Origin of the sequence: Pseudofrankia asymbiotica, assembly GCF_001983105.1 — a bacterium.
Lineage (GTDB): Bacteria > Actinomycetota > Actinomycetes > Frankiales > Frankiaceae > Pseudofrankia > Pseudofrankia asymbiotica.
Window position 1 is genome coordinate 138,995 of record NZ_MOMC01000032.1, and the last position, 19,225, is coordinate 158,219.

Consider the following 19,225-nt stretch of genomic DNA (forward strand, 5'->3'; position numbering starts at 1 on the left):
CGGCGCCCGTTTCCGCCGGCTAGGTGCCTTTGTTCTCGCGGCCACGGCCCACCGAAAGCCCACGCCTCGCAGGGTGGTCCCGCCTACGACCTGATCACTGTTTGTGCCCTCCGGTGGTCACGATCTGGCTCCGTCGCCCAACCACGGCAAGGCGCAAACGGCGATCACCGAGCGGTCACGAGCGGTTGGCGTGTCGGGCGGGAGTGGCACGGCGAGATCTTGTTGCTGATGAGGACGCCGGCCTGCGGGCTTGCCGGTCCACGAGATTGTCGCGGCGTCCGCTGGCCGCATTTTCACGTTCCCGCGGGCCTGGGGCGCGGGCCACCGGCGGCCGGGATGGCCGCCTCCTCGCAGACGAGCCACTGGGTGCCGACGACGCGCAGGAGGGCGAGGGCCTCGGCCTCGGGGGTGCCGGGCCGCGCGGAGTAGACGACGACGGACTGGTCGACGTCGGGGACGTGCAGCGCGTCGCAGTCCAGCGTCAGCGGGCCGAGCGACGGGTGGACGACGGTCTTGCGGTGGCTGCGCCAGCCGCCGGCCTGGCCGCTGACCCAGAGACGGCGGAAGTCGGCCGATCCGGCGTTCAGCCGGGCGAGCAGCTCCGCCAGGCCCGGGTCCCGGGGGTACCTGGCGGCGGTGGAGCGCAACGCGGCGACCGCCTGGGCCGCGGTCGACTCCCGCTCTTCCTCGGTCTCCCCGACTCGACTGCGCCGGCTGTCGAGCTCCGGGCCGGGCAGGAACCGCAGCAGGTTGATGTTGCGCCACTCCGGCGGGATGGCCGACCAGTCGCCCTGCAGGGCGCTGGCCATGGCGTTCCAGGCCAGCACGTCGCCCTTGGCGCTCACGACGACCGTCGGTAGGTCGACGAACCGGTCGATGAGGCGCAGCACGCTCGGCCGGACATGCATCTCGATCATTCCCGGCGCGGGCGGTGCCCACCCGGCGAGGTGGAGCAGCTCGTCGCGGCCGGCGGTGTCGAGGCGCAGCGCCCGCGCGAGCGCCTGCAGGACCTGCGTCGAGGGCCGCGGCCCGCGGCCCTGTTCCAGCCGGACGAGGTAGTCGACGCTGATCCCGGCGAGCAGCGCGAGCTCCTCGCGGCGCAGCCCGGCGACCCGGCGGGTGGCCCTCGGCCCGGCGGGCAGGCCGACGTCCCGCGGCCCGACCCGCTCCCTGGCGCGCCGGATCGCCGCGGCCAGCCCGGCACGGTCGACGGTCACCCACCCAGCATGCTCCCGCGCGGGGCGTCGAGGCCGGCCGTGGACGGGACGAAGGTGGTACCGCCGGTCCCACGATCACGCGGCCCTCCTGCCCACCGCCGCGCCGCCGGATGCTGGTCCCATGACAACCGCGCTGATCACCGGGGCCAACAATGGCCTCGGGCTGGAGACCACCCGCCGCCTCGCCGCCCTCGGCTGGACCGTCTGGCTCGGCTCCCGCGACGCCGGCCTCGGCGAGAAGGCGGCGGCGTCGATCGCCGCCGACCAGCCCGGCGCCGACGTCCGGGCCGTGGCGCTCGACGTCACCAGCGACGACTCCGTCGCGGCGGCCCTCGCGACCGTCCGCGACGCGGGCACCGGACTGGACGTCCTGGTCAACAACGCCGGCATCGGCGGCGTCCGCAAGGCCCCGGCCGAGACGCTGCCGGCCGACTTCCTCGCCGTCTTCGGCGTCAACCTGCTCGGCCCGGTCCGGATGACGCATGCCTTCCTACCGCTGCTGCGTGAATCGCGGGCGCCCCGGCTGGTCATGGTGTCCAGCGGCATGGGCTCGTTCGGGGTCACGACGGACCCGGACCGGCTCGAGTCGACCCTGCRCGGCCTCGTCTACCCGTCGTCCAAGGCGGCGCTGAACATGGTCGCGACGATGTACGCGAAGTCGCTCCCCGACATCGACGTCCGGGTGGTCGACCCGGGCTACACCGCGACCGCGCTCAACGGCTTCAGCGGCCACCAGACCGTCACCGAGGGCACCGACGCCATCGTCGAGGCCTGCACCGCGGCCACGGCCCCCGCCCTCTTCTTCGACCGTTCCGGCCCCGTCCCCTGGTAGCGACCAGGCCACCGATCCGATCCCGCGCGCCGCGCCGGCCGGCGCCGGCCTCGAGCGTCCGACGTCGTGGCGCGTCCTGTCAGACGGCAGGGGCCAACGAGGGTGCGCGTCGTGCCCCTGGCGTCTGACAGGACGCGGGAGAACGGTCGGGCAGCGTGCGGGAGGGGGTGGGGGCGCATCCAGGACGCCGTGTGATCAGAAGGGTTGAGCCGCGTTCCCGGGCGACGCACTAGCGGACGTCGCGGGGGCGGAACTGGACGCTGATGCGGGGGCCGACGGGGCGGGCGGTCTTCGGGACGGCGTGCTCCCAGGTGCGGTGGCAGCTGCCGCCCATGACGAGCAGGTCGCCGTGGCCGAGCTCGTGCCGGATCGCCGTCGTCGCGCCGGTCACCGGGACGAGGGGGCGGTCATCGGCCCAGGGCACCGCGCCGCCGCCGACGCGACCATGGGCTCCGACCCCCGTGCCGCCGGGGCGGGCGGCTCGGCGGGGGTCGGCGGGGCCGCCCGCGCGCGGGCGTAGCAGGAGTGCCCGCGGGGCGCCGAGGACCAGGATCGCGACCATCGTGTCCTCGGTGGAGCCGCGACCGGTCCGGTCGCCGTGCCAGGCGACGCTGTCGCGGCCGTCACGGTAGAAGGCCAGCCCGACGGTCGCGAACCGCTCGCCGAGCTCCGCCGCGTAGTGCTCGTCGAGGGCCCGCCTGGCCGCGTCCAGGACTGGGTCAGGAAGCGGGTCGCCTTCGTCGTAGAAGCTGAGCAGCCGGGGTACGGCGACCGTCCGGTCGTACATCGGCCGCCGCTCGGCCCGCCAGGGGACCTCGGCGCGCAGCCGCTCGAACAGTGAGTCCGCGCCGGCGATCCAGCGCCGCCGCACGTCGATCCACGCCCCGCCGGCCAGCCGGTCCCGTCGCAGCCCGGCGCCCGGCGGCCCGACCCGCGCCGCCGCTCCCGCGCCCGACACGCCCGCGTCGGCGAAGCCGGCGTCGCTCGGATCCGTGTCGAGCGGATCCGTGTCGAGCAGTGACGCCTGGAATGGTGCTCCCACCATGCGATCAACGTACCAAACGGATGTTCGAATGCGCGGCAGAAGTGGCGGGTCGGGGGTCGAGGAAGAACGGCGCAGGATCGAACGCCTAGCGCCCGACCCCTGGAGGGCTTCGGCGTGGTGTGTCGTTGATGAACGGCCCGACTGGTGGCGACACTGGGTGTATGTCTGATCGCAGCGTGTGTCGGCTGTTTGTCGGGGCGCGGGTCGAGGATCCGCAGTTTCCGTTGAAGTACCAGCGGGATCCGTGGTGCTGGTCGCCGGAGGTTGGGTTTCATCGGGCGAGTCAGCCGACGGTCTCGGTTTCCAGAGTGCCGGATTGGGCCGGGCCAGCGGGCGTTCCGTCAGGACGATCGCGCCGAGGCGCTCCACCCTGCGGGCGACGACGTCGCCGCCGGCCCAGGCGACCTCATCGTCGTGCGCAGGAAGGCCGCGCCCGCCTCGCGCGCGGTCGCCGCGTCGAGCCCGACGGTGAGGCGCACGCGGGCGGACGCCCGGCCGACGCCGCGGTCCGCGACCGCGATGGCCAGCCACTGTGCCCCGGTCAGAGCCGAGCCGCCGGCGAGCTCCGCGGTCGTTCCACCGACTATTGGGTAGGCCGCCCCGCGCGGGTCACGAGCCCGGGCGAGCCGTTCCGGAAAGGCGAACCCGACCACGAGCCCCGCCGCGAGGTCATCGGTGACGCCGGCGGCAGAAGGCCCGTCGGGGGCGCCGGAGGAAGAACCCGCCGAGCTCTGGCCGCGTCTCGTCGCGAGCCGGATCGGACGGGCGCCCCGACAGGCGCCCGCCGCGGTTTTCGACGGCCGAACCGATCAGTTCACCCGGCCGGTTATCCAGCGGTATACCCAGTTGCCCAGGTGGCCTTTCTCGATCTCGACGGTGAAATTCTCTCTCCAGCTCCAGAGCGGCAGTCCCCAATGGGTTCCGGCATCAACGATCGGACCGGTGAGGGCGACCCAGTGCGTCGGTTCGGGCGTGGCCATGCCGTAGTAGGCCGGTCGCGGGGCCGGGTCTCCCATGAACCGCGTCACCGTATACGGGTGGCCGCCGGTCCGGGCGACGGCGGCAGCCCTTTTGGCCTGCAGAAGCTCCGTCGAGGCGGTGGTGCCGGCGTAGACGAGACTACTGCCGCCGGCGGTCAGCGTCGTGTTCACGGCGCCGATCTCCCCTTCGACCTTCCAGGATCCCCTGGCCTGGGCTTCGGCGAATCCGATGATTTTCTTCAGCAGGACCAGCATCCCGTCAACGTCGACCGCGAGGTGGCCCTGTTCGTAGACGGCGCCGGCCACGGCCGCGGTCACCTTCAGCGGATCGTACGGGCCGCCGCCGGCGGTCACGGTAAGAGTTCGCGGGGCGCCGTCGTATTTGAAAGTGATCGTCCACTGCTTGTTCGGCACCGTCTCCGCCACCACGACGTCCACGACGTCGATGCCGAAGCCGCACGCCTGTTGCAGCCAGTACTGCTTACGCTTCAGCTCCTCTTCGAGCGCCGGCGGGAACGGCGTGGCCGCCCACGCCGGCGCGGTCCCTGCCAACCAGGCGGCCTGCGTCGCCAGCCGGGGCGCGGAGTTGACCACGGCGGTCTTCAGGTCCGGCAGTAGCCGGGCTTCCAGGTCAAAGACGTCGAGCGCGCTTCCCGTCGCCTTTCCGAAGTTCGGGTTCCATCGCCGGGAGAAAGCGATCTGTGCGTTGTAGGTCGGTTCGTCCGCGACCTTGAACAGCATGCCGAGAACGCGGGCCAGCATGAAGTCAACGGTGTCAGGCCTGCCCGGGGGAATTTTCGTGGCGGCCTGACCGGTCAGATCGGCAATCATCGTGGGCGGCGGCGCGATCCCCCGAAACGGAAGCCTCAGGTACAACGTGTCCATCAGCGCGATGAACGTGGCCCGGTCATGCTTGAGAAGCTCGCGGACGGCGGTCGTCATCGCGCAGACCCCGAACTGGCCCTGCAAAATAACGTCCGGATTGTTGAGTAGTGCCCTGGCCCGGTTCGCCATAGCTGGATTACCGGCCAGTCCTCCTGTCGGGTCCGCCTCGATGCGGCCAACCTCCGCGAGCGCCGTCGCCAGGTTCATCTTCCCCCCACGTGAAAAACTCCGGCCGCCAGACGATATCTGCCGGTCTCGGGCGGAACGAAGGCTAGCACGGAGAAGGCAAATTTTCGGGAACTTCTGGAGTGTTAGGGGATTCGTCCCGTTTGGCGTCCTGGGCTGGCGCCCGAACCGTCGCGGACCGGTCCTGTCAGGGAACGAGGACGACGCGGTCGCCGGTGGCAGCGGCGTTGTCACAGGCCGGCTGGGAGGCGGCCGCCACACGCATGGGCGCGGTCAGCCGGATGCGTGCCGAGACCATGTCGCCGGGCACGTCTTCGAGGCGATGCACACCGGCAACCATGGCGGCGCGAGCCGGTCCGCCAGCCAACTCCGGGGAAGTCCGCCAACCTCCGCTGGGAACTCGCGTGGAGGCGCAGGTGCTTGGAAGATCGTTCGCCAACCATCGCTGGGAGTCACAGGCGCCCTCGGCGCGCGCCCGGCTCGCCGTCGCGGCTTGTCTCCGCGGGTGGCCCCTCGTGCCGCGCCGGCAGCCCGTGGATCAACTCTGTTTCGCGTGACCGCCATGATCGCGGTCTGGCCGCGCTTTGTCAGAGCGCCGCCCACAGGTCGGTGATGGCGCGGGCGAACTCGGCCGGCGCTTCCTGTGGCATGTTGTGACCGGTGTCGAGCACGCGATGGTCGACCAGGGCGGGAAAGTGCGGCTCGTGCTCGTCGCGCTTCCGCTGTGGTTGGACGGTGTCGTACGCGCCGTCCAGGACGAGGGTGGGCACGGTGATCGGCGGCTGTCGGGCCAGGGCGTCCTCGGTCGGCTGGTAGGCCGGGTCGCCGGCGACGAGTCCGAAGCGGTGCCGGTAGGAGTGGACCACCACGTCGACGAAGTCGGGGTTGTCGAAGGACGGCGTGGTCGCGGCGAAGGTGGCGTCGGAGAAGTCCCAGGTCGGTGACCATTCGCGCCACAGCAGCCGCGCGTAGTCGGACCGGTAGGTCGCCAGGCCGTGCGCACCGCGTTCGCCGTGCAGGTAGTACTGGTACCACAGGCGCCGCTCCAGCTCGGGCCGCCGGGGCGCCGACGAGCCCGCGATGTCCTGGACGTTGTAGCCGTTGGCAGTGACCAGCCCGCACACCCGTCGCGGCCACAGCGCGGCGACGACGCAGGCCGCCCGTCCGCCCCAGTCGTAGCCGGCGACCAGCGGCGAGTCCAGCCCCAGCGCGTCGATCAGCTCCGCCAGGTCGTGCGCCAACGCTGCCTGCTGACCCGAGCGCACGGTCGCGGCCTCCGCGAACCTGGTGCCGCCGTAACCGCGCAGGTACGGCACGACCACATCAGCCCCCTCGGCCGCGAGCAGCTCCGCGACCCCGTCGTAGGCCCGGGCGTCGTAGGGGAATCCATGCAGCAATATCACCGGCGGCCCGCCACGTCTGCCACTGCGTTCGAGTGCGACGTCGAGGACCCCGGCCCGGAGACGCCCGCTTTCCTTGGCTGCTGCCATCGATACCCCTGTGCCTGTGACCGCTCGTGGAATGGATCCGCCTCGGAGCTACCCGCTCCGGACCGTCACCACCGCGCCGCCATCCGATCCGTTGCCGGACACGGGATCGTCCCATCTCCGACTATCTGGATCCTGTCGTGTTGGYCAGGAGTGACGGCCCGCCAGGGAAAACGGCGATCGGCGTGGGAACCCGCGCCCGCGAGGCCCGTCGTCGCGGGTCGCGACACGGTCGAACTGGTGTTCGAATAGTTGCTCGCGGTGACCTATGCTCACGCTCTGACAAAGCGTGAGTGCGGGTTGGCCGGCGCGAGCAATACCGACCGATGCCCCGATGCCGGACCGTGTGCGTATCGCTCGATCAGGTCGAAATGGAGAGAGGCCTACGGATAGCGGTGGAACCGCTCGTATGGTCTCAGGGGGCGCGTCCGGGCTGGCGCACGGGGCGATGTCTCGGCATGGCCGAGCCGCTGCCTGGGTGTACCTGCCTGGGTGCGCATGGTGCGGGACGGGAGGGGACGCTCCGGTGGCTCGGCTGGGTATCGACAAGGAGTTCCTGCGGGACTTCGCGCGCCTGGACAAGCCCGTCCAGGAGAAGGTCACCGACACGTTCGCGAAGTTCGAGCACGCCACCCACTCGGGCCTGCATCTCGAGAAGATCAACAACGCGCGCGACAGCCGGCTGCGCACGATCCGGATCGACCAGTTCTGGCGCGGGGTCGTCCTCGCCCCGGACAGCGGCGACTTCTTCACCCTGCTCAAGGTCCTGCCGCATGACGAGGCCTACACCTGGGCCCAGCGGCGCCGGGTCTCGGTGAACGCCGCCACCGGCCGGATCGAGATCCGCGACAGCGTCGCCATGGACGCGACCCTGCCGGAGATGACCCGTTGGGCGAGCCGTGTCGACGAGTACCGGCGGCTGCTCGCCGACGTGGACGACGCGACCCTGCGGCGGCTCGGCGTCGACGACCAGACGCTCGCCTTCGCCCGCGCGCTGACCGACGTCGCCCAGCTCGAGACCGCCAGAGCGTTCCTGCCGGACAGCCAGTGGTCGGTGCTCTACGGCCTGGCCGCCGGGATGTCGCCCGAGGAGGTCTGGGCGGACATCGCGGCCGACGTCACCGGCCTGCGCGTCGGTGCGCCGCCGCCTGTCCCCGCTGACGACGCGGCGGCGGACCGGAGTCGTTTCGACCCGGACGACGTCACCGCGGCGGTCGAACGCAGCCAGGACCGGGTGGTGCTCGTCTCCGGCCCCGCCGCGCTGCTGGAGATGCTGAGCCACCCGTTCGACCTGTGGCGGATCTTCCTGCACCCCGTCCAGAACAAGGTCGCGCTCGGACATTTCCGCGGGCCGGCGCGGGTCACCGGCGGTCCGGGCACCGGCAAGACCGTCGTCGCGCTGCACCGCGCTCGCCATCTCGCCGCCGGCGGTGAGGGGCCCGTCCTGCTGACCACGTTCACCAAGGCGCTGACGTCGACGATCGAGGCCAACCTGGCCCTGTTGGAGGAGAAGGCCGAGATCCGCGACCGGATCATGGTTCTCACCGTCGACCAGGTCGCGAACCGGATCTACCGGACGGCGCACGGCAACCCGCCGCTCCTCGCGGGCCCCGACGAGGCCCTGCTCTGGCAGGAGACCGTCACCGAGCACGGGCTGCCGTTCAGCGAACGGTTCGTCGGCGACGAATGGCGCCAGGTCATCCTCGGGCACGGGATCACCGATCTGGCCGGCTATCAGRCCGCGTCCCGCACCGGGCGCGGCCGGGCGCTGACCGCCGCGCAGCGCGTCCGGGTGTGGGCAGCCGTCGAGGCGTTCCGGGCCCGGCTGCGGGAACGGGAGGTGCTCACCTACGCGATGGTCTGCGCCGAGGCGACCCGGCTGCTGGAGGCAGGCGCCGTGCCCGCGGACCTGTTCGGCCCGCACGCGCCGGGCGTCCCGGTCCCGCCCGGCGGGCGCCGGCCTTTCCGCCACGTCGTCGTCGACGAGGCGCAGGACCTCAGCCCCGTCCAGTGGCGGCTGCTGCGCGCTGTCGCCGGCCCGGACCAGAACGACCTGTTCCTCGCCGGCGACGCCCACCAGCGGATCTACGGCAACCGGGTGACGCTGCGGGAGCACGGCATCGTCGTCGCCGGCCGGGCCAGCCGCCTGACCATCAACTACCGCACCACCGCCGAGATCCTCGCCTGGAGCCTCGGCATGCTGCGCGACGAGCGGATCGACGACCTCGACGGCGGGCTCGACCGGATCGCGGGCTACCGCTCCGAGCTGCGCGGCCGCCAGCCGGTGCTCGTCGGCGCGCTGACGCCGTCCGACGAGCTCAAGGGCCTCGTCGAGGTGGTCCGCGGCTGGCTGGAGGCCGGCGTCGGGCCGGCCGAGATCGGCGTCGCGGCCCGCAAGAACACCCTCGTCGACGAGGCGGTCACGGCGCTGACCGACGCGGGGATCATCGCCAGGGCGCTGAGCCGGCCGAAGCTGAGGGGCCGCGGCGGCGTCGCACCGGCAAGCCCCGTCGCCGTCGGGTCGATGCACGGGATGAAGGGGCTGGAGTTCCGCTGCCTGGCCGTGGTCGGCGTGTCCGACGGGCTCGTGCCGGCCCGCAGCCCGGTGACACCGGCCGACGAGGACCCCTACGCGCACGCCGTCGATCTCCTGCAGGAACGCTGCGCGCTGTTCGTCGCCTGCACCCGCGCCCGCGAGCAGCTCTACGTCTCCTGGAGCGGCACCCCCAGCCCCTTCCTCACCGCCGTCCGCTGACGGACGTCCCGCCGCCGCGACAGGGAGGTCTCGCCGCGCCTGGCGGCAGGCGCGTCCTCGCGAGATGCCCCCCGGCGCCCGGGGCCCGGTTCCGGGCCCGCGACGGCGGCCGGGCCCGGGTCCGGATCCGGCCCGGGGGCCGGGCTGCCCGGGTGGGCCGGCGGACGGCCGCCGCCGGGTGGCCTGCGGCTGGTGGGCACCGGCTGGCCGCCGGGCGGCTGCTTGCCGACGACCTCGGCCGCCGTGGGGGTGAGCCGGGGCCGGCGGGGCAGCGCCCGGCGGACGAGCAGGACGATCGCGACGGAGAGCAGAAGGTCGACGAAGCCGCCGATGGCGTCGAGGAGGTAGTGGTTGCCGGTAGACATGACGACGAGAGTCGTCATGACCGGGTAACACGCCCCGATCACCCGCACGGCCCGGTGCCGGGCGAACCGGGCCAGGAGGTAGCCGCACCACAGCGCCCAGCCGCAGTGCAGCGACGGCATCGCCGCGTACTGGTTGGTGAGGCCGCCCAGCCCGCGCGGGGCGCTCGCGTCGCCGCCCCACCAGCCCCAGCCCGACACGGCGGCCATCGTGTCGTGGTAGCCGGCGCCGGCCAGCAGCCGTGGCGGCGTGGTCGGCAGCAGCCAGAACCCGACCAGGCCGATGACCGTCGCCAGCAGGATCGTGCTGCGTGCCACCCGGTAGTGGCCCGGGTTGCGCCGGTACATCCAGWTCAGCACCGCGGGCGTGAGGATGTAGTGCAGCGTCGCGTAGAAGTAGCAGGCGGGCACCGCCAGCGCCGGCACCTGCGCCAGCACGTTGTTCAGGGTGTGCTCGGGGTTGAGGTGCCAGACGTTCTCCAGGCGCAGCAGCTCCCGGCCGAGGTGGTCCGCGCTGGCCAGGTCGTCGCTCTTGAGGCCCCGCACGCCCGTGTACGCGCCGTAGAGGAGCGCGATGCCGAGGACCTCCTGCCACCAGTGCGGCAGGCCGTTGCCCGCCGCGACGGCACGGGCCGGTTCTACCCGCGGCTCCGGGTCTGGCGGCCCTTCCGGCTCATGGCCCGGCGCCTGGTCTCGTTCCCGCCGCGGCCTGGGTTGGGCCGGACCTTGGGCGTCGTTGGTCGCGACGGCCACTGGACCTCCTTGGAGCTCGACGACGGGCAGGCGCAGTCAGCTCCCACCTGAAGGCGGACTTAAGAGAGCGTTGTCGAGGACAAATCCGCTCGTCAACTGGTTTAGTCCCAGCAAAGACTGATGTGAGACCAGCCACTCATCGGAGATCGAGAGACGTTTTCCGCCTGTTCACGTGGGTGTCCGCTTGGTGGAGGCCCGTCGGCCGGCGCCGGCGCCGGCGCCGGCGGCCACCGGCACCTGCGACGGAGCGTCACGAGGGGCGTACCTCGGTGCCATCCGCCGGACCGGCTTAGTAAGGTCGTAGACAGGTCGAGAGGCGCTGCAACGGGCCACCGATGCTGGGCTACCTGTCGGGTACCAGGGTGGGCCGCCACGCTCGGCTGGTTCCACCATCCCCAAAGGGCGCCTCCCACAACTTATGCGGGAGGTGGTCAGGTGGTCGCCGTCGTCAACGAGGTCCGCGAGCACGAGCGGGCGCGACGGATCCAGGCGCTGAAGGACCGGCTCGCCCAGCGGGTCGTCATCCTGGACGGTGCCTACGGCACGATGCTGCAAGGGGTGGGCCTCACCCCGGCCGACTACCGGCTCGGCGGCTTCGTCCCCGCCGACCACCCGCGCGACGTCACCGGTGAYCCGGACCTGCTCAACCTCACCCGCCCGGACGTCATCAAGGACGTGCACCGCCAGTACCTGGCCGCGGGCGCGGACATCGTCACCACCAACACGTTCACCGCCACCAGCGTCGGCCAGGGCGACTACGCCCTGCAGTCGCTGGTCCGGGAGATGAACCTGGCCGGCGCGCGGCTCGCCCGCGAGGCCGCCGACGAGGTCGCCGCCGAGACCGGCAGTCCCCGGTTCGTCGCCGGCTCCATCGGCCCGCTCAACGTCACGCTGTCGCTGTCGCCGCGCGTCGACGAGCCCGCCTACCGGGCCGTCACCTTCGACGAGGTCAAGGCCTCCTACGCCGAGCAGATCGCCGCGCTCGCCGAGGGTGGCGTCGACCTGCTTCTCATCGAGACGATCTTCGACACGCTCAACGCGAAGGCCGCGATCGCCGCCGCGCAGGAGACCGCGCCCGAGCTGCCGCTGTGGATCTCCGTCACGATCGTCGACATGTCCGGGCGGACGCTGTCCGGCCAGACCGTCGACGCGTTCTGGACGTCCATCGCGCACGCGAACCCGCTCGTCGTCGGGCTGAACTGCTCGCTCGGCGCCGCCGAGATGCGCCCCTACGTCGCCGAGCTCGCCCGTATCGCGGGCGCGCACGTCGCCAGCTACCCGAACGCCGGCCTGCCGAACGCGTTCGGCGGCTACGACCAGACCCCCGACGAGGCCGGGCGGCTGCTCGGCGAGTTCGCGACCTCGGGCCTCGTCAACATCGTCGGCGGGTGCTGCGGCACGACGCCGGGGCACATCGCCGCGGTGGCCGCGGCCGTCCACGGCGTCGCGCCGCGGCCGGTGGCCGCGCCGCCGGAGCGCACCCGGTTCAGCGGCCTGGAGACGTTCGAGATCGGCCCCGACACCGGCTTCGTCATGATCGGCGAGCGGACGAACGTCACCGGCTCGGCCAGGTTCCGCCGCCTCATCGAGGCCGACAACCAGCAGGGCGCCGTCGACGTCGCCCTCGAGCAGGTCCGCGGCGGGGCGAACATCCTCGACGTCAACATGGACGCCGACCTGCTCGACGGCGAGCAGGCCATGACGACGTTCCTCAACCTGATCGCGACCGAACCCGAGGTCGCCCGCATCCCGATCATGATCGACAGCTCCAAGTGGACCGTGCTCGAGGCCGGGCTGCGCTGCGTGCAGGGCAAGGGCGTGGTCAACTCGATCAGCCTCAAGGAGGGCGAGGAGCCCTTCCTGGAGCACGCCCGGCTGATCCGCTCCTACGGCGCGGGCGTCGTCGTCATGGCCTTCGACGAGCAGGGGCAGGCGGACAGCACCGAGCGCAAGGTCGAGATCTGCGAGCGGGCCTACAAGCTGCTGACGTCCCCCGAGGTCGGCTTCCCGGCCGAGGACATCATCTTCGACCCGGCCGTGCTCGCCGTCGCGACCGGCATCGCCGAGCACAACGGCTACGCCAAGGCGTTCATCGACGCCCTGCCGATCATCAAGGAGCGCTGCCCGGGCGTCAGGACCAGCGGCGGCATCTCCAACCTGTCGTTCTCGTTCCGCGGCAACGACGTCGTCCGCGAGGCGATGCACTCCGCGTTCCTGCTGCACGCCGTGCGGGCCGGGCTGGACATGGGCATCGTCAACGCCGGCCAGCTGACCGTCTACCAGGACATCCCGGCCGACCTGCTCGAGCTCGTCGAGGACGTGCTGTTCGACCGCCGCGAGGACGCCACCGACMGGCTCGTGACGTACGCCGAGGAGCTGCGCGCGTCCGGCGGCGGCGTCACCGGGCCGCGCCGTGGCGCCGACCTGTCCTGGCGCGAGGCGCCGGTGCGCGAGCGGCTCTCGCATGCCCTGGTCCACGGCATCGTGGACTTCATCGAGGCCGACACCGAGGAGGCCCGGCAGCAGGTCGAGCGGCCGCTCGAGGTCATCGAGGGCCCGCTGATGGACGGCATGAAGGTCGTCGGCGACCTGTTCGGCGCGGGCAAGATGTTCCTGCCGCAGGTCGTCAAGTCCGCCCGGGTGATGAAGCGGTCCGTCGCCTACCTCGAGCCGTACATGGAGGCCGAGAAGGAGAAGGCGATCGCCGAGGGCCGCGTCGAGCCGGGCCGCGGCGCCGGCAAGGTCGTGATGGCGACCGTCAAGGGCGACGTCCACGACATCGGCAAGAACATCGTCGGCGTGGTGCTCGGCTGCAACAACTACGAGGTCATCGACCTCGGGGTGATGGTGCCCGCGGCGAAGATCCTCGACACGGCCGTCGCGGAGGGCGCCGACGCGATCGGCCTGTCCGGGCTGATCACCCCGTCGCTGGACGAGATGGTCAGCGTCGCGGCCGAGATGGAGCGGCGTGGGCTGAAGCTGCCGCTGCTGATCGGCGGCGCGACGACGTCACGCCAGCACACCGCGGTGCGCATCGCCCCCGCGTACGAGGGGACGACGGTGCACGTGCTCGACGCGTCCCGGGTCGTCGGGGTCGTCTCGGACCTGCTGGACTCCGACCGGGCCACGGCGCTGGACAAGCGCAACCGCGAGGAGCAGGCGACACTGCGCGAGCAGCACGAGAACCGCCAGCAGCGTCCGCTGCTCTCGCTCGCGGCGGCCAGGGCGAACCGCGAGCCGGTCAGCTTCGAGGGCCTCCCGACACCGGCGTTCACCGGGACACGGACGGTGACGCCCACCATCGCGGCGCTGCGCGAGTTCATCGACTGGCGGTTCTTCTTCCTCGCCTGGGAGCTGAAGGGCACCTACCCGGCGATCCTGGACGAACCCGTCGCGCGCGAGCTGTTCGACGAGGCGAACGCCCTGCTCGACCAGATCATCGCCGACGGGTCCTTCACCGCCCACGGCGTCTATGGCTTCTGGCCGGCCCACGCCGACGTCGACGACATCGTCCTCGACGCGGCCGGCGGCGAGGTCCGCTTCCCGATGCTGCGCCAGCAGACCGAGAAGCCGGCCGGCCGGGCGAACCGCTGCCTGGCCGACTACGTGGCTCCGGCCGGCGGGGGAGACCACATGGGCGCCTTCGCCGTCTCGATCCAGGGCGCCGAGCAGCTGTCCGCCGGTTTCGAGGCGGCCCAGGACGACTACCGGTCGATCATGGCCAAGTCGCTCGCCGACCGCCTCGCCGAGGCGTTCGCCGAGTACATCCACCTCGAGGCGCGCCGCGCCTGGTTCGAGCCCGACGCGGCCCCTGAGCTGGCCGACCTGCACGCCGAGCGGTTCCGCGGCATCCGCCCCGCCCTCGGCTACCCCGCCTGTCCCGACCACACCGAGAAGCGCGCCCTGTTCGACATCCTCGGCGCCGAGAGCCTCGGCATGGAACTGACGTCGTCCTACGCCATGACCCCGGCGGCGGCCGTCAGCGGCCTCATCTTCGCGAACCCCGAGGCCCGCTACTTCACGGTCGGCCGCATCTCCCGCGAGCAGGTCAGGGACTACGCCGCCCGCCAGGGCAAGGACGTCGCCGAGGTGGAGCGCTGGCTGCGCCCCAACCTCGCCTACGACCCCGACTGATCGTTTCCCGGCGGAGCGTCCCTTTGCTGGCGGACAGTATCGGGACGCTCCGCCAGGTGGGATGTTCGGGCTGCGGGGGGTGGTAGCTCCGGCACGGTCCGCGATAGGGTGACCGAACTGTCCGCCCCATACCACGCGGAGACCGCACGCATGGTCGAAGAACAGTCGGTGTCCAACCCGCGGGGTTCGGGCCAGACCGTCGCCCTGTCCGACTCGATCGACGCGTCCGTGCCGCACTCGGCGCGCATCTGGAACTACTGGCTCGGMGGCAAGGACTGTTATCCGGTCGACCGGGTCGCGGGCGAGGAATACCTCCAGGTGTTCCCCGRCATCGCGGACCTCGCGCGCGCCTCCCGTGGGTYCCTGGTCCGCTCGGTGAGTTATCTGGCCGGCGAGGCCGGGATCCGGCAGTTCCTCGACATCGGCACGGGCCTGCCCACCGCGGACAACACACACGAGGTCGCCCAGCGCGTCGCCCGGGAATGCCGGATCGTGTATGTCGACAACGACCCGTTGGTGCTGGCGCACGCCCGCGCGCTGCTGGCGACCACCCCCGAGGGCGTCACCGACTACATCGACGCCGATCTGCGTGACCCGGCCCGCGTCCTCGCCGCCGCGTCCGGCACCCTGGATTTCACCAGGCCGGTCGCTCTCATGCTGATGGGCGTCCTCGGGCACATCGCGGACGACAATGAGCTGCGGTCCATCGTGAAGCAGTACCTGGACGCGTTGCCCTCAGGCAGCTACCTGGCCAGTTATGACGGCACCCATCCGGCTGGCGACAGCGGTTTCRACGAGGCGCAGGACGACTACAACGAGTCGGGCGCGCTTCCCTACATCCTGCGCACGCCGGAACGGTTCGCCGAGCGCTTCGAGGGCCTGGAGCTCGTGGACCCKGGCCTCGTGCCGCACACCCACTGGCGGCCGGCCCCCACCCCGGACGGCGCCCTGCCAGCCCCGGTCGACGGCCACTGCGGCGTCGGCCGCAAGCCCTAGCCAGGCCGGTCCGGCCCGGAGCGGCCACTCACGGGTCCTCACCGGTTCGCCGTCCCGGTCGCGACGATCGCTATCCTCGGCGAAGTGGTGATGTTGGCGGACACGGATCCATTGCCAGGGCGGCCGCGGCGGGTGGTGGTGGCGGGGACGTCGGGGTCGGGGAAGACGACGCTGGCCCGGCGGGTGGGAGAGACGCTGGGGATCCCACATGTCGACATCGACGGGTTGTTCCACGGTCCCGGCTGGACGCGGCGGGAGTCGTTCCTGGCGGACGTCGAGACGTTCAGCGGTGGGCCCGCGTGGGTGACGGAATGGCAGTACCGGGACGCGCGCGACCTGCTCGCCGACCGTGCCGACCTGATGATCTGGCTCGACCTGCCCCGCCGAACGGTCATGCGCCAGGTCATCCGCCGCACCCTGCGCCGCCGGCTGCGCCGTGAGGTCCTCTGGAACGGCAACATCGAGCCGCCGCTGCGCACGATCTTCACCGATCGCGAGCACATCGTGCGCTGGGCCTGGTCGACCCATCACAAGAGCCCGCGACGAATCGCGGCCCTGCGCGAGCGGCGTCCCGAGCTCCCGATCGTCCGCCTGCGCAGCCTCGCCGATGTCGACCGCTGGAGCGCTGGCCCTTTGCGTGGCGCCGGTCAGTAGCCGCGGGTCAGTAGCCCTCGGTCAGTAGCCGTGGGCCAGCCGTCGGCGCGGTCCAGCGCCGGGCGACGTTGGACCGTCGCGGCGCGAATTCTGGAGATCAGTCAGATGTAGCGCGCCGCCGGTGACGCGTGGCGTCCGACTGGTTGTTGACCCGCTGGCGCCGGCCGCCGCGGGCGTTCGCTCTGGTCGCTTGACCTGTTGGCGCGGGCGGTGGGGCGATCGTTCACGCGGGCGGCGCTAGGCGCTGTCGCCGGGGGAGGGACGGGAACGGCGGTGGGCGCGGAGGGCGGTGAACCAGCCGGCGGTGGCGATGGCCTCACCGACCCGGCCCTGGCTGGCCATCACCCCGGCCGCGGCGCCGGTCAGCTGGTCATCGCACTCGGCGCACAGCCGTCGGCCGGTCACGGACGTGGTGCTGGCGCCGCTCCTGCGTCGGCCGCAGCTGTCGCAGGTGAACGTCGGTTTCGCGTTGCCAAGCGCCATGACCTCGCCTCTCGGGTACGTGCGTCCAGGCACCGGATGGTGGTGCCCTGTACGTGAAGTGTGGCGGGGCGGGTGCTTCGGGCGTTCAGAAACGCATTTCCGTGGAACGGCTTGGCCCGTGGAACGGCTTGGCCCGTGGAACGGCTTCGTCGGTGGAATGGCTTCGTCCGTGGAGCGGCCGCTAGCGGAGACCGATCACCGCCCCGGGCGCCTCGCTACGACGCCGGAAACGCCGGGCGAGGTGACGGCGCTGTCACGACGTCGCCCGCCGTGCCGCCCACGTCGGCGACCAGGTTCCGGCGTCGTGGCGCTCGAGACCGGTGGACCGGGAGCGGAAATAGCCGCGGAATGTGGTAAGTGCGGGATGCGGGTTCTCGTGATGCCAGATCAGCGAATGCGGATAGACCGGCGTCGGATCGTGCAGGGGGATGCGGCGCAGGTCGTAGTAGTCGGGCCAGAGGAACCGGGTCTGCTGGCCGATGAGGCTGGCCAGTGTCGAGGAGTCCGCGAGCACGTCCAGGAGGTGCTCGGTGCCGAAGTTGGGGCCGATCGCGTCGATGGTGAGGCCGAAGGCGGCGGCGAGGTCGTCGTAGTAGGTGGCCCATTCGGTTCCGGGGGCGATGCCGGGTATCCAGATCCGGTGCCCGACCAGCTGGGCGGGCGTGACCGCGCGGGCGGCGGCCAGCTCGTGGCGCGGCCCGGTGAGCAGCTCGTGGGGCTCGTCGAGAACCCGAGCCGTCCTGATCCCCTCCGGGAGCCGCGGCGCTGGCACCGTGACCGCGCGGAACGACACGTCGATCGTTCCCGAATGGACCGCGGCGATGGCGGCGTCGGCGTCGAACAGGGTCACGACGTCGAGCTCCATGTCGGGGTGCGCGCGGTGGAAGTCGCGCAGCAGTGCCGCCGGCGCGACCCGCCGACTGATCACGTCGACGCGCAGCGCGCGGCGGCCGGGTCGCACGGAGGAGGCCGCCCGCTCCTCGGCGCGGAGGAGATCGCGGGCGTGGGGCAGGAACGCCTGCCCGTCGATGGTGAGCTGGACCCCGCGCGCCGTGCGGGTGAACAGCCGCACGGCGAGGTCCCGCTCCAGCGCGGCGACGCGCTTGGAGACGGCCTGCTGCGTGACCGACAGGTCGGCGGCGGCCTCCTGGAACTGGCCCGTGTCCGCGGCGGCGACGAATGTGCGCACGGCCTCGAGGTCCATGCCTGTCGACACTATTCGTACAACGTGTGGTTGTGGCTCGCCGGCATGATGGTTGTTTGATCTGGCTTTCAGGTACCCGCTTTGATGTCCRCGGTCAACGTCACGTTGTGCGAATGCCTCGGAGGGCGAGTGGGTGTGTGGGCTGGACGGCCGCTGGGTCGGCAGTTCGGGTGGCTCTGGGCGGCGTTCACGGTCAGCACGGTGGGCACGCGGCTCGCGTTCGACGCGTTTCCGTTGATCGCGATCCTGGTGCTGCACGTGGGGCCGATCGGGGTCGCGGAACTCGCGGCGGCGGGGCTGGCGGTGGGGGCGGCGGTGGCCGTGCCGCTGGGTCCATGGGTGGAGTTCCGGCGCAAGCGGCCGGTGATGGTGGCGATGGACCTGACTCGGTTCGCCGCGGTGCTGAGCGTCCCGGTGGCGTTCGCGGTGGGCTCCCTCAGCTTCGCCCAGCTCCTGGTCGTGTCGGTGATCGTCGCGGCCGCCGATATCGCCTTTGTGGCGGCCAGTGGCGCCTGCCTGAAGGATCTCGTGCGGGGACCGGACCTGCTCGTCGCGAACGCCCGGCTGGAGTCCACGACCTGGACGGCCACCGTGCTCGGGCCGCCGCTCGGTGGAGCCATGATCGGACTGTTCGGCCCGGTGACGACCGTGATGGCCGATGCCGTCAGCTACCTGCTTTCGGCGATGGGTATCCGTGCCATGGGAGGTCGTGAGCCAGGCCCAGCACGATCCGACGCGCGCCGGTTGAGAGCCCACGACCTGGCCGAGGGGTGGCGGTACATCCTGGCCCATCCCGCGCTGCGACCGCTGTTCGTCAACACGATCATGGTCAACGGGTTGATCATGGCGACGTCGCCGCTGCTCGCCGTCCTCATGGTCGGTGACCTCGGGTTCGAGCCCTGGCAGTACGGCCTCGCGTTCGGCGCGCCCTGCGTCGGCGGCCTGGTCGGTTCTCGCCTGGCGCGACCGCTGGCCGCGCGATACGGACCGCACCGGGTGCTGGTCGTCGCCGGCACGGCGCGCGCCTGCTGGTCACTCGGGCTGGCCTTTGTCTGCCCCGGCACGGCCGGGATCGTGCTCGTCATCGCCGTCCAGTTCGGTCTGGTCACGTGTATGGGCGTGTTCACTCCCGTGTTCGCCACCTACCGGCTCGACCGCACCGATCCCCGGCGCGTCGCCCGGACACTGGCGGCCTGGTCGATCACGAGCAAGGTCGTGACGGCGAGCCTGACCGCGCTGTGGGGCCTGCTGG

14 protein-coding genes and 1 pseudogene are annotated in these 19,225 nt (G+C 71.8%); 6 read left to right on the forward strand and 9 right to left on the reverse strand.

Annotated elements, in window-relative coordinates; all coding sequences use genetic code 11:
* Positions 1–293 precede the first annotated feature (293 nt).
* A complete protein-coding gene (locus BL253_RS17155) occupies positions 294–1,217 on the reverse strand; it encodes a helix-turn-helix domain-containing protein (RefSeq protein ID WP_076818083.1) in 924 nt (307 codons plus the stop codon).
* Between the two features lie 121 nt (positions 1,218–1,338).
* Between BL253_RS17155 and BL253_RS17160 the strand changes: the two genes are divergently transcribed.
* Positions 1,339–2,049 (forward strand): SDR family NAD(P)-dependent oxidoreductase, encoded by a 711-nt coding sequence (locus BL253_RS17160; RefSeq protein ID WP_076818085.1) that lies wholly within the window; start codon positions 1,339–1,341, stop codon positions 2,047–2,049.
* A gap of 229 nt (positions 2,050–2,278) precedes the next feature.
* Here BL253_RS17160 and BL253_RS17165 read toward each other — a convergent pair whose 3' ends face one another.
* The 5 genes and pseudogenes from BL253_RS17165 to BL253_RS17180 all read right to left on the reverse strand — a co-directional run bounded on the left by BL253_RS17165 (position 2,279) and on the right by BL253_RS17180 (position 6,548).
* Entirely contained in the window at positions 2,279–3,094 is an 816-nt protein-coding gene (locus BL253_RS17165; RefSeq protein WP_076818137.1) for an alpha-ketoglutarate-dependent dioxygenase AlkB, read from the reverse strand.
* 306 nt (positions 3,095–3,400) lie between these two features.
* Positions 3,401–3,783 (reverse strand): annotated as a pseudogene (locus BL253_RS17170) (ATP-dependent helicase HrpB); the annotation flags it as partial.
* Between the two features lie 120 nt (positions 3,784–3,903).
* Positions 3,904–5,166, reverse strand: coding sequence for a hypothetical protein (locus BL253_RS17175; RefSeq protein ID WP_131831508.1), 1,263 nt, complete (start codon positions 5,164–5,166; stop codon positions 3,904–3,906).
* Between the two features lie 166 nt (positions 5,167–5,332).
* Positions 5,333–5,473 (reverse strand): hypothetical protein, encoded by a 141-nt coding sequence (locus BL253_RS42315; RefSeq protein WP_158230368.1) that lies wholly within the window; start codon positions 5,471–5,473, stop codon positions 5,333–5,335.
* Positions 5,474–5,732: 259 nt separating this feature from the next.
* Positions 5,733–6,548, reverse strand: a complete 816-nt coding sequence (locus BL253_RS17180; RefSeq protein WP_241834876.1) for an alpha/beta fold hydrolase — start codon at positions 6,546–6,548, stop codon at positions 5,733–5,735.
* Positions 6,549–7,158: 610 nt separating this feature from the next.
* Here BL253_RS17180 and BL253_RS17185 point away from each other — a divergent pair.
* A complete protein-coding gene (locus tag BL253_RS17185; RefSeq protein WP_076818090.1) occupies positions 7,159–9,387 on the forward strand; it encodes a UvrD-helicase domain-containing protein in 2,229 nt (742 codons plus the stop codon).
* Here the strand turns inward: BL253_RS17185 and BL253_RS17190 are convergent.
* A complete protein-coding gene (locus tag BL253_RS17190) occupies positions 9,336–10,502 on the reverse strand; it encodes a phosphatase PAP2 family protein (RefSeq protein WP_241834877.1) in 1,167 nt (388 codons plus the stop codon). The two genes, BL253_RS17185 and BL253_RS17190, sit on opposite strands and share 52 nt — an antisense overlap.
* Before the next feature lie 435 nt (positions 10,503–10,937).
* Here BL253_RS17190 and metH point away from each other — a divergent pair, with 435 nt between their 5' ends.
* The 3 genes from metH (at position 10,938) to BL253_RS17205 (ending at position 16,286) form a co-directional block, all read left to right on the forward strand.
* Positions 10,938–14,636: a methionine synthase gene (gene metH, locus BL253_RS17195; protein ID WP_076818092.1), complete on the forward strand. Its 3,699-nt coding sequence runs from the start codon at positions 10,938–10,940 to the stop codon at positions 14,634–14,636.
* A gap of 150 nt (positions 14,637–14,786) precedes the next feature.
* Positions 14,787–15,632 (forward strand): SAM-dependent methyltransferase, encoded by an 846-nt coding sequence (locus BL253_RS17200; RefSeq protein WP_081438399.1) that lies wholly within the window; start codon positions 14,787–14,789, stop codon positions 15,630–15,632.
* A gap of 90 nt (positions 15,633–15,722) precedes the next feature.
* Entirely contained in the window at positions 15,723–16,286 is a 564-nt protein-coding gene (locus tag BL253_RS17205; protein WP_076818141.1) for a P-loop NTPase family protein, read from the forward strand.
* Between the two features lie 237 nt (positions 16,287–16,523).
* Here the strand turns inward: BL253_RS17205 and BL253_RS17210 are convergent, their stop codons facing one another.
* On the reverse strand, positions 16,524–16,769 hold the full coding sequence (locus BL253_RS17210; RefSeq protein ID WP_076818093.1) for a hypothetical protein: 246 nt from the start codon (positions 16,767–16,769) through the stop codon (positions 16,524–16,526).
* A gap of 253 nt (positions 16,770–17,022) precedes the next feature.
* Positions 17,023–17,973, reverse strand: a complete 951-nt coding sequence (locus BL253_RS17215) for a LysR family transcriptional regulator (protein WP_076818095.1) — start codon at positions 17,971–17,973, stop codon at positions 17,023–17,025.
* Between the two features lie 129 nt (positions 17,974–18,102).
* On the opposite strand from BL253_RS17215, the gene BL253_RS17220 reads away from it, so the two are divergent.
* Positions 18,103–19,225, forward strand: a 1,123-nt coding sequence (locus BL253_RS17220) for an MFS transporter (RefSeq protein WP_241834878.1), incomplete at its 3' end; no start/stop codon positions are given.

Coding starts and splice junctions, on each gene's coding strand:
- BL253_RS17165 (WP_076818137.1), bottom strand. CDS start 3,094: ATGGTGGGAGCACCATTCCAGGCGTCACTGCTCGACACGGATCCGCTC.
- BL253_RS17175 (WP_131831508.1), bottom strand. CDS start 5,166: ATGAACCTGGCGACGGCGCTCGCGGAGGTTGGCCGCATCGAGGCGGAC.
- BL253_RS17205 (WP_076818141.1), top strand. CDS start 15,723: ATGTTGGCGGACACGGATCCATTGCCAGGGCGGCCGCGGCGGGTGGTG.
- BL253_RS17210 (WP_076818093.1), bottom strand. CDS start 16,769: ATGGCGCTTGGCAACGCGAAACCGACGTTCACCTGCGACAGCTGCGGC.
- BL253_RS17215 (WP_076818095.1), bottom strand. CDS start 17,973: ATGGACCTCGAGGCCGTGCGCACATTCGTCGCCGCCGCGGACACGGGC.